The sequence below is a fragment of the Brevundimonas sp. genome, from assembly GCF_032107865.1.
Taxonomy (GTDB): domain Bacteria; phylum Pseudomonadota; class Alphaproteobacteria; order Caulobacterales; family Caulobacteraceae; genus Brevundimonas.
In genome coordinates this window covers 2,391-16,457 of sequence record NZ_DAMCNG010000043.1, presented here as the reverse complement: position 1 = coordinate 16,457, position 14,067 = coordinate 2,391, and the positions used below count along the sequence as shown (strand labels likewise).

The 14,067-nt window shown below is 67.7% G+C and carries 15 protein-coding genes; 7 read left to right on the top strand and 8 right to left on the bottom strand.

The window, feature by feature from the left end:
* A partial coding sequence (locus tag RT567_RS06035) for an exodeoxyribonuclease VII large subunit (RefSeq protein WP_409516150.1) occupies positions 1 to 359 on the top strand: 359 nt, incomplete at its 5' end.
* A 173-nt stretch (positions 360 to 532) separates the two neighbouring features.
* Here RT567_RS06035 and RT567_RS06030 read toward each other — a convergent pair.
* Positions 533 to 1,702: a P1 family peptidase gene (locus RT567_RS06030; protein WP_313575016.1), complete on the bottom strand. Its 1,170-nt coding sequence runs from the start codon at positions 1,700 to 1,702 to the stop codon at positions 533 to 535.
* A gap of 86 nt (positions 1,703 to 1,788) precedes the next feature.
* On the opposite strand from RT567_RS06030, the gene RT567_RS06025 reads away from it, so the two are divergent.
* The gene (locus RT567_RS06025; protein WP_313575014.1) at positions 1,789 to 1,995 is read left to right on the top strand and encodes a DUF2093 domain-containing protein; all 207 of its coding nucleotides are present in this window, start codon (positions 1,789 to 1,791) and stop codon (positions 1,993 to 1,995) included.
* A 61-nt stretch (positions 1,996 to 2,056) separates the two neighbouring features.
* Complete coding sequence (locus RT567_RS06020; protein WP_313575013.1) at positions 2,057 to 2,557, top strand: response regulator; 501 nt, start codon at positions 2,057 to 2,059, stop codon at positions 2,555 to 2,557.
* Here RT567_RS06020 and RT567_RS06015 read toward each other — a convergent pair.
* Positions 2,554 to 3,456: a lipid A biosynthesis acyltransferase gene (locus tag RT567_RS06015; RefSeq protein WP_313575018.1), complete on the bottom strand. Its 903-nt coding sequence runs from the start codon at positions 3,454 to 3,456 to the stop codon at positions 2,554 to 2,556. The two genes, RT567_RS06020 and RT567_RS06015, sit on opposite strands and share 4 nt — an antisense overlap.
* Positions 3,457 to 3,505: 49 nt before the next feature.
* Positions 3,506 to 4,276: an SDR family oxidoreductase gene (locus RT567_RS06010; protein ID WP_313575011.1), complete on the bottom strand. Its 771-nt coding sequence runs from the start codon at positions 4,274 to 4,276 to the stop codon at positions 3,506 to 3,508.
* A gap of 109 nt (positions 4,277 to 4,385) precedes the next feature.
* Between RT567_RS06010 and RT567_RS06005 the strand changes: the two genes are divergently transcribed.
* Together RT567_RS06005 and RT567_RS06000 are read left to right on the top strand one after the other, a co-directional pair.
* Entirely contained in the window at positions 4,386 to 5,654 is a 1,269-nt protein-coding gene (locus RT567_RS06005; RefSeq protein ID WP_313575010.1) for an EAL domain-containing protein, read from the top strand.
* 188 nt (positions 5,655 to 5,842) lie between these two features.
* Entirely contained in the window at positions 5,843 to 6,532 is a 690-nt protein-coding gene (locus RT567_RS06000) for a 2OG-Fe(II) oxygenase (protein ID WP_313575008.1), read from the top strand.
* A 214-nt stretch (positions 6,533 to 6,746) separates the two neighbouring features.
* Here RT567_RS06000 and ileS read toward each other — a convergent pair whose 3' ends face one another.
* Positions 6,747 to 9,668, bottom strand: coding sequence for an isoleucine--tRNA ligase (gene ileS, locus RT567_RS05995; protein WP_313575007.1), 2,922 nt, complete (start codon positions 9,666 to 9,668; stop codon positions 6,747 to 6,749).
* A 283-nt stretch (positions 9,669 to 9,951) separates the two neighbouring features.
* Here ileS and RT567_RS05990 point away from each other — a divergent pair, with 283 nt between their 5' ends.
* On the top strand, positions 9,952 to 10,518 hold the full coding sequence (locus RT567_RS05990) for a DUF3828 domain-containing protein (protein WP_313575005.1): 567 nt from the start codon (positions 9,952 to 9,954) through the stop codon (positions 10,516 to 10,518).
* Between the two features lie 4 nt (positions 10,519 to 10,522).
* Here the strand turns inward: RT567_RS05990 and RT567_RS05985 are convergent, their stop codons facing one another.
* From RT567_RS05985 to RT567_RS05970, 4 genes are all read right to left on the bottom strand, one after another.
* Positions 10,523 to 11,017 carry a hypothetical protein gene (locus RT567_RS05985; RefSeq protein ID WP_313575004.1) on the bottom strand — a complete coding sequence of 165 codons (495 nt, stop codon included), beginning with the start codon at positions 11,015 to 11,017 and terminating at the stop codon, positions 10,523 to 10,525.
* A gap of 79 nt (positions 11,018 to 11,096) precedes the next feature.
* Entirely contained in the window at positions 11,097 to 12,026 is a 930-nt protein-coding gene (locus RT567_RS05980) for a bifunctional riboflavin kinase/FAD synthetase (protein ID WP_313575002.1), read from the bottom strand.
* 12 nt (positions 12,027 to 12,038) lie between these two features.
* A complete protein-coding gene (locus tag RT567_RS05975) occupies positions 12,039 to 12,500 on the bottom strand; it encodes a MaoC family dehydratase (RefSeq protein WP_087141755.1) in 462 nt (153 codons plus the stop codon).
* Between the two features lie 39 nt (positions 12,501 to 12,539).
* A complete protein-coding gene (locus tag RT567_RS05970; protein ID WP_313575000.1) occupies positions 12,540 to 13,409 on the bottom strand; it encodes a TIGR01459 family HAD-type hydrolase in 870 nt (289 codons plus the stop codon).
* A 107-nt stretch (positions 13,410 to 13,516) separates the two neighbouring features.
* Between RT567_RS05970 and lspA the strand changes: the two genes are divergently transcribed.
* Positions 13,517 to 14,044: a signal peptidase II gene (gene lspA / locus RT567_RS05965; RefSeq protein WP_313574998.1), complete on the top strand. Its 528-nt coding sequence runs from the start codon at positions 13,517 to 13,519 to the stop codon at positions 14,042 to 14,044.
* Positions 14,045 to 14,067 lie beyond the last annotated feature (23 nt).

The following is a 14,067-nucleotide window of genomic DNA, read 5'->3' as shown; positions in this document are numbered from 1 at the left end:
TGCATCGCCGCCTCGATCAGCGGCAGGCGCGTCTGGAGGCGCTGAGCGTGCGTCTGGACGGCGTCATGCCGCGTCGGCTGGAACGCGCCGAGGACCGCCTCGCCGCCCTGTCCCGCGCCCTGACCACGCTGAACCCCAAGACGCCCAAACCCGGCTTCGCCCGCATCGAGGACGCCGACGGCGCCATGATCGCCTCGGCCTCCGCCCTGTCGCCGGGACAGGTAGTGCAGATCGTCTTCAGCGATGGCGCCAAGGGCGCGACTATTGACGGCGAGAGTTCAACGCCGCGCGCTGCCCCCGCACCCAAGCCCGCGCCGCGCCCGAAGGCCCTGCCTGCAAACCAAGGCGACCTGTTCTGATCCTTTCCTCCCCATGCAATGGGGAGGGGGACCGCGAAGCGGTGGAGGGGCTTGCGGCGCGAAAGCTCAAACCTCCGCGCTCGAAATGAGGTCAGCGGAACCAAGCGGCCCCTCCGTCTCGGCGGCTGCGCCGCCGACCCACCTCCCCATCGCTGCGCGACAGGGAGGAGAAATCAGCGCCCCTCGTCCAGCACCGCCTTCACCGCCTCAACGTCCAGCGCCTCGATCGTCACCGTCTTGCCGTCGATCACCGAGGTCGTCGTCTGCGCCTTCAGCAGGGAGTTGAGGATGGCCTCCTCCGTCGCCTCAGCGACCGCGACGAACAGGGGCGACATCCGGTCGTTGGGCCAGTCCGCGACCATCGCCTGCCCCGCTCGGCGCTCGGGCGTCCGGCGCACGCTCTCCGCCGTAGAAAAGGCGATCGCATAGTCCCCCGACCCGTTCGAGAAGGCCGCCCCCGTCCGCGCCAACCCGGCGAAAGCGCGGTTCGCCAGCCGCTCCAGATTACGGTCCGACAGCGGCGCGTCGGTCGCGACCACGATCATGATGGAGCCGTCGGCGCGCTCATTCTCCACCTCTTCGCGCAGGTAGTAGCGGCCCAGCCGCACCCCAACCGGCGCCCCGTCGATGCTCAACACCCCGCCATAGTTCGACTGGACCAGCACACCGACGGTGAAGCCGCCCAGACTGTCAGGCAGCTTGCGTGAACTGGTGCCGATCCCGCCCTTGAACCCGAAGGCGATGGTCCCCGTCCCGGCGCCGACCGCGCCTTGCTCGACCGGCCCCGGCGTCGCCGTCTCGATCGCCTGCACCACGTCGGCGGCCGTGACGACGCGCGCACGGATGTCATTCAGCCCGCCGTCGTTCGTCTCGCCCACCACGGCGTTGACCGAGCGGACGTCCTCATGCCCCGGCTGCTTCAGCGTCCAGTCCAGAACACCGTCGATGCCTCGCGCGACAGACAGGGTGTTGGTCAGGACGATGGGCGTCTCGATCTCGCCCAGCTCCACGATCTGGGTCGCCCCCGCCAGCTTGCCGAAGCCGTTGGCCACCGACAGCCCGGCCGGAACCTTGTCGCGGAACAGCGAGCCCCCATGCGGCACGATGGCGGTGACGCCGGTGCGGATGTTGTCGCCCGAACGCAGCGTCACCTGCCCGACCGTCACCCCGGCCACGTCGGTGATGGCGTTCAGCGGCCCCGGCGACAGTATGCCCGGCGCCCGGCCCAGGTCGCGGATGGTCGAGCGCTCGGGCGCCCCTTCCTGAGCGAGCGCGCCCGGCGCGGCGGCCAGAACGGCGGCGGAAATGGCGGCGGCCAGGATGTCGGCGGGCGAGCGGGACATGGAACATCCGAAATTGTGAACGACAGGCGGCCAGATGACGGCGATTCGGCTCTCGTCCCGCACAAGCTTCACGCTATGATGGCGGCATGAGCACCCAGCCCCCCCCTTCCGTCTCCAGCGAGGCCTGCCTTCACTACGGCGACGGCGAGTTCGCGGTCCTGTCCGCCGGGGCCTATGTGCGGTGCGCTGTCAGCGGCGCGGCCATTCCCCTGACGGCCCTGCGCTACTGGTCGGTCGAGAAGCAGGAGGCCTACGTCGGGCCGCACGAGTATCTGGCCGCCGCCGGGCGCTGAGCCCTTTTTCTGCTGTTGTCGCTGGATCGCATCCGGCCTCCCTGTTCGTCGGTGCCCCGAGATGCAGTCCGCCCTGAGTTCGATCCACGTCCTGCTGGTCGACGACAATCCCAACATGCGCGCCATCGTCGCCGCCATGCTGAAGTCCGTCGGCGTCGGCCGCCTGAGCGAAGCCGAGGACGGCGTCGTGGCGCTGGAGCTTTTGCGACGCGAGGCGATCGACATCGCCATCGTCGACTTCCGCATGAAGCCGATGGACGGCGCCGCCTTCACCCGTGCGGTCCGCAACGAGGGCGACAGCCCCAACCCCTATCTGCCCGTCATCATGATGACGGGCCATTCCGAAAAGAGCCGCGTGACCGAGGCCCGTGACGCCGGCGTCACCGAATTCGTCGCCAAGCCGGTGAAGGCCCAGACCCTGCTGACGCGGATCGAGGCGGTGATCCTGCGCCCGCGCCCGTACGTGCGCTCGCCCAGCTATTTCGGACCGGATCGCCGCCGCACAGGGACGACAGGCTTCGCCGGTCCCTTCCGTCGCGCCGACGACGGCGTGCTGGATTAGGCGTCCGACGCCCGCAGCGCCTCATAGACCTGGGGCGGCCAGCGCTTGTGGACCCAGAACCAGTCGACCGGATGCTCGCGCACCCGATCCTCGACGAAGCGATTGGCCGCCTGCACACCCGCCAGCACGTCCGCCGCCTTGTCGCCCGTGTCAGGCACGGTGATCGGCTCATGCGCCGTGACGCGGAAGCGCACGCCGGGCAGGCGCACCACCGACAGCGGCTGCATCACCGTGCCGAACTTCAGCGCCAGCCGCGCCGCGCCGGGCGAGGCGTTGACCGGCTGACCGAAGAACTCGACCTCCGGCCCCTGGCTGTATTTCTGGTCGACCAGCAGGGCGATGGACTCGCCGCGCTTCATCCCGGCCATCAGCTCGCGCGTGCCGTCGCCCTTGGGCGCGAACAGCTTGATGCCGTAACGCTCGCGGCTCTGGCGGATCAGGGCGTCGACGTAAGGGTTGTTGGCCGCGCGATAGGTCACCTGGCACGGCACCCCCGCCGCCATGATGACCGCCGCCATGATCTCGAAATTCGCCAGATGGCCCGAGATCAGCACGACCGGCTTTCCGCTGTCGCGCACGGCGTGCAGCCGCTCCAGTCCGACGATGTCGATCCGCCCGCTTTCCGGCGTCAGCCGATCCATGACGGCCAGTTCGGCGAAGGTGCGCCCCGTCTGCTCCCATTGCTCCACCGCCAGACGGTCGCGCTCGGCGGCGTCCATGTCGGGGAAGGCGATGCGCAGATTGCGCTTCACCGTCTTGTGCGTGCCGGTCAGCGGCCCCAGCGTCCGCAATAGCTTGCCGCCGAAGCCCGAAGCCCCCTCGACGCCGAGCAGGCGCAGAAAGCCGAACAGCCCCTGAAAGGCAGCCGCCTCCAGCCGCCAGACGATATCCTGTCCCAGTTTAGAGGCGCTATCGCCCTCCGGGCTGCTTGAGCGCGGTTTGTTGTTCTCACCAGGCAATCGTCAGTCCGCCATCCACCACCAGGGTCTGGCCGGTCACATAGGCCGACGCAGGGCTGCACAGATAGACCGCCGTGCCCGCAATTTCATCCGGCTGTCCGATCCTTTTCAGCGGCGCCGGTTCGGTGACGGTCTTCAGCAGTTCCGGGTTCTCCCACAGGTATTTGGCGAAATCGGTCTGGACCAGGCCGGGCGCGATGCAGTTCACCCGCACGTTCGACGGCCCGAATTCCACCGCCAGATTGCGCGCCAGCTGCATGTCGGCGGCCTTGGAGATGTTGTAGGCGCCGATCAGGGCGTTGCCGCGCAAGCCCCCGATGGAGGAGATCAACAGGATCGCCCCGTCCTTCCGCTCCAGCATCTCGGGCGCGACCATGCCGATCAGCCAGTGGTTGGAGATGACGTTGTTCTGAAGGATCTTTTCGAACTGCTCGTCGGCGATGCCGGCCATCGGCCCCGCGTAAGGATTGCTCGCAGCGTTGCATACCAGAATGTCGATCTGACCAAAGGCGGCGCGGGTGTCGTCCACCAGCCGCTGCAGGTCTTCCTTGGAGGCGATGTTGGCGGGAATGGCGATGGCGCGGCCTTCGCCGTGCTTCTCATTGATGGCGACGGCGACCTCTTCGCACGGCCCGGCCTTGCGCGAGGAGATGACGACGCGCGCGCCGTGTTCAGCCAGACGCTCGGCGATCGCCTTGCCGATGCCCTTGGAAGAGCCGGTGATGATGGCGACCTTGCCCCTCAGATCGAACAATTCCATGCGTTAACCTCCTTTTACCGCCCGTTTATCCGCGCGGACCCTAGCCGTTAGCCTTCGTTAACGTGATACTTGATCGATTCTATAGGGAAAGGCGGTTCTGACCGGCCCCATGCGAAAGATCACCGGCGGCTTCCTGTTCTTCGGCTACCTGTTCCTCGCCCTGACCATCGGGGCGGCGATCTGGCGCGCCGGTCTGGGCGGCGGCGCGGGCGCGGCCGGGGTGCTAGGCGCGCTGGGGATCATGGCCGGCGCCCACGCCATCATCACCGGCCTGGCCGACCGTCGCGCCTTGCGTCTGGAAATCGCCAAGGTGCGCGAGGCCCACCGCCTGTTGGCCGACGCGATGGAGTCGACCCAAGGCGCCCTGACCGAACTGGCGCAGGCCATCGAGACCGGCGCCCTGTCGCGCACCGACGCCCTGACCGGCGAAGTGCGAATGCTGGAAGGGCTGGTCCAGCAGATGAGCGAATCCATCGAGGAGCGGCTGGCCGCCTCCACCCTGACCGCCGACACCTTCGAGGGCCGCCGTCAGGTCCAGTCGAACACCCTGCTGAAAACCGTTCACGACGCCCTCAGCGAGAACCGCGTCGACCTGTATCTTCAGCCGGTCGTGACCCTGCCCCAGCGGCGGACGGTCTTCTACGAAAGCTTCACCCGCCTGCGCGACCCGTCAAACCGGGTGATGATGCCCGCCGAATACCTGTCGGTGGCCGAAGGCGAGGGTCTGCTGCCCGCCATCGACAATCTGCTGCTGTTCCGCTGCGCCCAGATCGTGCGGCGTCTAGCCGGGCAGGACCGCAAGGTCGGCGTCTTCTGCAACATCTCCCTCGCCTCGCTGGGCGACGAGACCTTCTTCCCGCAGTTCCTCGACTTCCTGAGCCAGAACCGCGACCTGAAGGACGCCCTGATCTTCGAACTGGGTCAGGCGACCTTTGACGCGCGCGGCGCCATCGAGGCGCGCAACATGGCCAAGCTGGCCGACCTGGGCTTCCGCTTCTCCATCGACAAGGTGCAGACGCTGGATCTGGACTTCGCCGACCTGCAACGCTCGGACGTGCGCTTTATCAAGGTGGCGGCGGACCTGCTGATCGAGCAACTGTTGGACCTGGACGGCGGCGCGCCTCTGCCCAGCCAGCCGGACATCCGCGCCGGGGACTTCGCCCCCCTGACCCGTCGCCACGGCCTCGAACTGATCGCTGAAAAGGTCGAGAGCGAGAAGCAGGTCGTCGACATCCTCGAACTGGATATCGCCATGGGCCAGGGCCATCTGTTCGGCGAGCCGCGCGCCATCAAGGAAGCCGTCCTGGCCGAGACCGACCCGCCCGCCGACTTCGTCCGCTCGACGCTGAAATCCGCCGAACAAAGGGTGCGCTACTGACCGCCTCTTTCCTCCCCACGAAGTGGGGAGGGGGACCACGGAGTGGTGGAGGGGTTTTGCGATGACGGAACCAAGCAGCCCCTCCGTCTCGTCGGCGACGCCGCCGATCCACCTCCCCATTTCATGGGGAGGAGAAACGTGACCGAAAACCGCCAGACACGGCGCATGTGGCTCGCGCAAATGCGCCCATGACCGACACCGCCCTCGACTGGCCCCGCATCGCCGCCGACCTGAACGCCCAGGGCTGGGCCATGACCGGCCCCTTGCTCACGCCTGCGACCTGCAAAGCCCTGCAAATCCTCTATGACCAGCCCGAGCGGTTCCGCAGCCGCATCGTCATGCAGCGCCATGGCTTCGGCCAGGGCGAGTATCAGTATTTCGCCGAGCCCCTGCCCGATCCCCTGCCGCGTCTGCGCGCACGACTTTATGAAGGTCTGGCGCCGGTCGCTGACGACTGGGCGAGGCGGATGGGACGACCTGGGTTTCCGGCACAGTTGGACGAACTAACCGCCCGCTGCCGCGCGGCGGGCCAAACGCGGCCGACGTCGCTGATGCTCCGCTACGGTCCCGGCGACTACAACCGGCTGCATCAAGATCTGTACGGCGATCTGGTCTTCCCGCTTCAGGCCGCGATCCTGCTAAGCGACCCGTCCGAGTTCGAGGGCGGCGAGTTCGTGCTGGTCGAGCAGAAGCCCCGCTCGCAATCACAGGCCCATGTCGTGCCGTTGAAGCAGGCACAGGCGGTCATCTTCGCCGTGAGAGAACGACCCGTCGCCGGAACGCGCGGCGACTACCGGGTCCAGATGCGCCACGGCGTCAGCACGGTGCGCGCGGGTAAGCGGATGACGCTGGGGTTGATCTTTCATGATGCCCAATAGTCCCTTCTCCCCTTGTGGGAGAAGGTGGCAGGCGGAGCCTGACGGATGAGGGGGGTGAGCGCTACGCTTGAAAACCTAGTGGTCCAGCGCTGCGACAATCATTCAGACCGCAGCGCCGACACCCCTCATCCGAGCACCTCCGGCGCCCACCTTCTCCCTCAAGGGGAGAAGGAAGAAAAAGGGCCCCTCCGTCGAAACGGAGGGGCCTGATCCTTTAAGCCTTCTGCGCGTCCAGCCAGCGCACCGTATCAGCGTCGCGAGCCGACAGGTCGGGGTAGTCGGCGTCAGAACCGACATCCGGCACACGGCGCCACGAGCGGGCGCATTTGGGATGGTCGGCCGTCTTCACCTCAACAGTTACTGCATCGCCGCCCGCGACCAGCTCGGCGCCCGAGGTGCGGAACACCTCGGCGGCGTCCAAGCCCTCGAACGGCGCCAGCAGTTCGGCTGGGGCCGTCACGACCGGCCAGGCGTCCAGCGCCCCGCCAATGACCTTGTCGCGACGCGCGGCTTCCAGCGCCTCGTTGACGACCTCCAACACCGTCTCGACGTTGGTCCAGCGCTCGGCCTCGGCCGTGTTGCGCCATTGGCCCGGCGTTTCGGGGATCACCCGCGCGCAGTTGGTGCCCGCATCCGCGAAGCGCGTCGTCCAGGCCTCGTCCATGGTGAAGGGCGTCAACGGCGCCAGCCAGGCGGTCAGGCGGCTGAACACCTCGTCCATCACCGTGCGCACGGCGCGGCGCTTGATGCTGTCGGGACGGTCGCAATAGAGGCTGTCCTTGCGCACGTCGAAATAGAGCGCCGACAGGTCGCCCGAGCAGAACTCCAGCACCGGCCGCACCACGTCCTGGAAGCGGTATTCGGCATAGGCCTGACGCACCTGCTCATCCAGCTCCCACAGGCGGTGCAGGATGAACTTCTCCAGCGGCGGGAACTGGTCGTAATCGGTCAGGCGCTCGGCCTCGTCGAAGCCGTTCAGCGCGCCCAGCAGATAGCGGACCGTGTTGCGCAGCTTGCGATAGGCGTCGACCGTGGTCTGCAGGATCTGCTTGCCGATGCGCTGGTCGTCCGAATAGTCGACCAGGGCCACCCACAGGCGCAGGATGTCGGCGCCGGATTCCTTGATGATGGTCAGAGGGTCGGTGGTGTTGCCCCGCGACTTCGACATCTTCTCCCCGTTTTCATCCAGGGTGAAGCCGTGGGTCAGGACGGCGTTGAACGGCGCCCGGCCGCGCGTGCCGCAGCCTTCCAGCAGCGACGACTGGAACCAGCCGCGATGCTGGTCCGAGCCTTCCAGATAGAGGTCGGCGGGCCAGTGCGACGGGCGGTCGCCCGTATAGCCGCTCTCGGCCGTGCGCGGGTCCAGGGTGAAGGCGTGGGTCGAGCCTGAATCGAACCAGACGTCGAGAATGTCCGTGACCTTCTCGAAGCGCTCAGGATCGTGCGCACCCAGGAAGTCGGCGTCGGGCGCCGAGAACCAGACGTCGGCGCCGCCCTCGGCCACCGCCTTGACGATGCGGGCGTCGACTTCGGGATCATGCAAGGGCTGGCCCGTCTGCTTGTCCACGAACATGGCCAGCGGCGTACCCCAGGCGCGCTGACGGCTGATCAGCCAGTCGGGGCGGCCCTCGACCATCGAGCGGATGCGGTTCTTGCCCGCCGCCGGGTGGAAGGCCGTGGCGTCGATGGCGTTCAGGGCGCGGTCGCGCAGGGTGTCGCCGTCCTCCAGCGCCTCATCCATGCGGATGAACCACTGCGGCGTGTTGCGGAAGATGATCGGGGCTTTCGAGCGCCAGCTGTGCGGATAGGAGTGCTCCATCCGGCCACGCGCCAGCAGATTGCCCGCCTCGATCAGCTTGTCCATCACCGCGCCGTTGGCGGGGCCGAACTTGCCGGTCTTCTTGCCCTCGGTCTCCAGCACCTTCAGGCCCGCGAACAGCGGCACGTGCTCATAATAGGCGCCGTCGGGATCGACCGTGTCCGGCACCTCGCGATGACCATGAGCCAGCCAGACATTGTAGTCGTCCGCGCCGTGGCCCGGCGCCGTGTGGACGAAGCCGGTCCCTGCGTCGTCGGTGACGTGGTCGCCCGCCAGCAGCGGCACCGAGAAGCCATAGCCGCTGTCCAGAGCCGCCAGCGGGTGGGCGCACTCCAGACCCGACGGGTCGATGTCGTAGACGCGCGTCCAGGCGGCGATCTTGGCGGCCTTGAACACGTCCTCGGCCAGTTTGTCGGCCAGGATGAAGCGGTCGCCCGGCTTGGCCCACGGCTCATAGTCCAGCCCTTCCTCAAGGGCCGTGACCTCATACAGGCCGTAGTTGATGTCGGGGCCGTAGCTGATCGCCCGGTTGGCCGGGATGGTCCACGGCGTCGTGGTCCAGATCACGATCGAGGGCGTCGCCGCGCGGAACGACAGCAGGTCGTCCGGGTGGCTGTCGGTCGCGCCGACCACAGGGAACTTGACCCAGATCGTGGGCGAGACGTGGTCGTGATACTCGACTTCTGCATCCGCGAGAGCCGTGCGCTCGACCGGCGACCACATCACCGGCTTGGAGCCGCGATACAGCTGGCCCGAGTTCTTGAACTTGTGGAACTCAGCGACGATGGCCGCCTCGGACGTGAAGTCCATGGTGGCGTAGCGGTTGGCGAAGTCGCCGGTGATGCCCAGGCGCAGGAACTGGTCGCGCTGCAGGTCGATGTACTTGCCGGCGTATTCGCGACAGGCGGTGCGGAACTCTTCCTTCGACACCTCGTCCTTGCGGCGGCCCTTGGCGCGGAATTGCTCCTCGATCTTCCACTCGATCGGCAGGCCGTGGCAGTCCCAGCCCGGCACGTAGTCGACATCGTAACCCAGCAGGAAGCGCGAGCGGACCACGAAGTCCTTCAGCGTCTTGTTCAGGGCGTGGCCGATGTGGATGTCGCCGTTGGCGTAGGGCGGGCCGTCGTGCAGCACATAAAGCGGCGCCTTCTGCGACTGACGCAAGGCGCGCAAGGTTCCGTACAGGTCGCCCCACTGGGCCAGGATTTCCGGCTCCTTCTTCGGCAGCCCGCCGCGCATCGGGAACGGCGTCTCGGGCAGGAAGACGGTGTCGCGATAGTCGCGGCCGGAAGGGGTCTGGGTGTCGGCGTCGGCCATGGAATGTCTTTTCGTCTTTGCGCGCGCGGCCGTTTGGAAACGGCGTCGGGCGTCAGTCTAGCGTGAAGGCGCCGGACGGCCCATGCCCTGATGGCTCAAGGCGGCGTCGTCTCAGCGAAATGTTTCGAGAAATCCCGACGTGCGCGGGGCCAGGCCCTGCAGCGCTACGCCGGGCGGCTAATCGAAATCGGGCGGATCACGCGAACGGTCATGATGGGAAAGCTCTAGCAGACCGCACGCCCCCTGCGCCATAGTCCAGGCGAACAGACGGGAGACGGATCGGATGCGACTTCAGGCCTTGACGACGGCGGCGGTGCTGGCCCTGACGGCGGCGGCCTGCTCGGCGGAAAAGGAGGCTCCTGCTCCGGCCGAGGCCGCCGCGTCGGCCCTGACCGCCCGCGCCGCCGTCTATGCGGCAGGCGAAAAAGACGCCGAGGCCTTCGTGCGCGCTCTCTACGCCCGCGCGGCGGAACCTCGTGATGCGCCCGACCCGGCAGAGGCCGCGATCACCCCCGGCCGCGACCCGCTCTATTCGCGCACCCTGAACGCCCTGATCGGCGTCGACTTCCGCGAGGCTCAGTCCCGCGACGAAGTCCCCTATCTGAACTACGATCCCGTCTGCGCCTGCCAAGACGCCGACGGCTTCGCCCTGAAGACGGTGACGATGACGCCCGACGGCCCCCAGGCCGCGACCGCCGAGGTCGTCTTCACCAACCACGGCCAGGACCGCCGCCAGACGCTGAAGCTGGTGAAGGAAGGCCCGATGTGGCGCATCGCCGACATCATCGACGACAAGGGCAAGTCGCTGCACGACGACCTGATGGCCATCGCCGAGAAGGCGGAGGGCTAGAACCTCAGGCGAAGGCCCAGACGCCCGCCGGTCCGTCGGCGTCGCTGGAAGACGGCGGCGTCTTCGGCCGGATGCGGCGCGCCCGGCTTCCGAGCTTCCACCGACGCAAGGGCTGAAGCAGCGCCGTCATCCGCCTCGTCATCGCCGCCCTGACCGGCGCCAGCCGCGCCTGGGCGGTCATCAGGCTGACCGCCGTCAGAACTTCGAGATAGGCCAGCACGTCACCGGCGGCGAACAGGGCCAGTTCCAGGCCGACGGTCTGCCACAGCATCATCACGCCGATCATCACCAGCACGAGCCGCAACGCCGAGCCGGACAAGGCCCACGACAGCTTGCCCTCCACCCAGCGCCGGGCCTCGCCGTTGACGCCGAACATCAGGGCCAGGGCGCCGATCAACAGCGGCGCCGACACCCCCGCCCCGCTAAGCGCCGTCGCCACGGTCCACAGGACGCAGACGCCCGCAACGGCGAACCACAGGCTTGAATCTCGGTCTTTCACGATCCCTCCCGCTAACATCGTTCCGTAGAACTGGGAGTTGCACGGTCCGCCCGCAAGAGCGCTGACCGTGCGGACGGCCTCAGCCCAGAAGCGCGCGGGCGGCGGCGGCGTCGGTGTCGATCTGGACCTTGAGTGCATCCAGGCCGTCGAACTTCATCTCGCCGCGCAGGAAGGCGACCAGCTCGGTCTCCAGCAGCTGGCCGTAGAGGCTTTCGTCGAAGTCCAGCAGCCAGACTTCCAGCAGGGGCTCTTCGATCTCGAACATCGGGCGGACGCCCAGATTGGCGACGCCCTTGACCACCCGCCCGTCCGGCAGGCGGGTGCGGGTGGCGTAAACCCCATAGGCCGGGCGCATATAGTCGCCCATGGCGATGTTGGCGGTCGGCACGCCGATGGTGCGGCCGCGCTTGTCCCCGTGGATCACCTCACCCTGAATGGCGAAGGGGCGGCCCAGGATGGCGGCGGCGCGGTCCATGTCGCCCGCCTTCAACGCCTCGCGCACGGCGCTGGACGACAGTTTCAGGCCCGAGGCGTCGTCGATGCGGTCGGTGACGGAGACCGTAAAGCCCAGCGTCTCGCCATAGGTCCGCAGCAGGGCGGGCGAGCCGGAGCGGCCCTTGCCGAAGGTGAAGTCGAAGCCGACGGCGGCGTGCTTGATCCCGAGGCCTTCGGACAGGACGCGACGGGCGAATTCCTCGTCCGTCATGCCCGCCATCTCGCGATCGAACGGCAGCAGATACAGGCGATCAACGCCCAGCGGCGCCAGGGCGCGGGCCATCTGGTCCGGCGTCATCAGACGAAAGGGCGCGGCCTCAGGCTGGAACAGGCGGCGCGGATGAGGGTCGAAGCTGACGACGGCCAAGGGAACGCCTAGGCGCTCCGCCGCCTCGCGCGCCGAGGCGATGACCGCCTGATGGCCGCGATGCACGCCGTCGAAGGCGCCGACAGCCACGGCCGCCCCCTTCTGGGCGTCCGTCAGGCCGCGCCAGTCGTGAATGACCTCGACCACTTCAGGCGGCCTTCAGCGGGCCGAGGGCTTGCGGCGGCGCGGCACGCGCACGACGGCCACGCCGTCCATGATCAGCTTGTCCTCGACAAAGCCTTCGCAGCGCAGTTCGCCGCGCGCGCTGTCGTGGTCCAGGGCGATGACGGTGATGACGATCCGCACCGTGTCGCCGATCCGCACCGGGAAATGGAACGACAGCGTCTGCGAGATGTAGATCGACCCCGCGCCCGGCAGGATCGTCCCGACCACCGCCGAGCCGAAAGCCGCCGAAAGCAGGCCGTGGGCGATACGTCCGCGATAGGCCGTCTTGGCGGCGAAGGCCTCATCCAGGTGCACCGGATTGAAGTCGTCGGAGGCCTCGGCGAACAGACGAATCCGCTCTTCCGTGACGTGAACCGTCTTCTCGGCGGCCATGCCGACATGGAGTTCGTCGAGGATGTAACCGCCCGACGGGTGCGCTTGGACCAGATCAACCATGAGCGGCCCTTTAAGGCAGGTGCGACGAAATGGCGAGACTCACCATGCCAGTTCCAGCGCGGCGTAGCGGGCGAAGGTCGTCTCGGCACGGAGCAGTTCGGCCGCACGGGCGGGATCCAGCGCGCCGTCCGGGCCCTTGGCGGCGTCGCCGTGAATGCCCTGAGCGATGAACAGGCAGTCCAGCGCCTGCTCGGCGGCGCCCAGAACATCCGTGACCACGCCGTCGCCGATGCACAGGACGCGCGAACGATCGACTGGCCGCCCCATCAGACCCTCGGCCTCCTTCAGCGCCAGGGCGTAGATGGGCGCGAACGGCTTGCCCGCCATGACCACGCGGCCGCCCATCGACTCATAGAGATCAGCGATGGCGCCGCCGCAGTAGATGATGGAATCGCCGCGCTGCACCACGCGGTCGGGGTTAGCGCAGATCAGCTCCAGTCCGCGCGCGACGGCGGGCGTCAGGCGTTCGCGGTAGTCCTCGGGAGTCTCAGTCGTGTCGTCATAGGGGCCGGTAACGGAGATGAAGGCGGCGTCGCCCGCATCGTGGGCGCTGGTCAGGTCCAGACCTTCATAGAGGACGAAGTCGCGATCCGGTCCGATGATCCAGGCCGGTCCGGGCGCGCGGCGCGCCAGTTCCATGCGGGTGGCGTCGCCCGAGGTGACGAAGGCCTTCCAGGCGCTGCGCGGCACGCCCAGGGCGTCCAGTTGGGCCACCACGTCCGGCGACGGGCGCGGCGAGTTGGAGATCAGGACGACATGGCCGCCCTTCTCATTGAACTTGGTCAGGGCCTCGCAGGCCGCCGGCCAGCTTTCGCGGCCGTTGTGGATCACGCCCCAGACGTCGCAGAGCAGGATGTCGTAGTCGTCGGCGACGGCGGACAGGCGGGGCAGCGGATGAGGCAGGGTCATGCCCCGCTTATAGCGGGGGAAAACCGGGGGGAAAGGCCGCAGGGACGATCCGCGCCTCTTCGCTTTCCCTCTTCGCCGCCGAACGTCTTCCTGCTAACCCGCTCGGCATGAAGATTTCTCGTCTCGCCCTGGGGGCCTATCTGATCGCCCTCGCCGTCATCGTGCTGGACCAGCTGACCAAGGCCTGGGTGCTGAGCGCCATCGGCGCCGAGCACATCACCCACATTCCCGACGGTTTCCGCATCGCCGAGGTGGCGCCGCCGGTGTTCAACCTGACCTATGTGCTGAACACGGGCGTCAGCTTCGGCCTGTTCGGCGGCGGCGCGGGGCGCTGGCTCCTGAGCGTCTTCTCCGTCGTCGTGGCCGGCCTGCTGGCCGTGTGGGCGACGCGGGCGAACCGCGGCCTGCTGATCGCGGCCATCGGCCTGGTCATGGGCGGCGCCATCGGCAACGTCATCGACCGCATCCGCTTCGGCGGCGTGGTCGACTTTCTCGACTTTTCCGGCACGGGCCTGTTCCCCTGGATCTTCAACATCGCCGACAGCGGCATCACCGTCGGCGTCGTCCTGCTGATCCTGGACAGCTTCCTGTCCGAGCGCCGTTCGACAGTTGGCGCGGCCCACGAAAAGTCGTAATCACACCCCCTTAGCTTATCGAG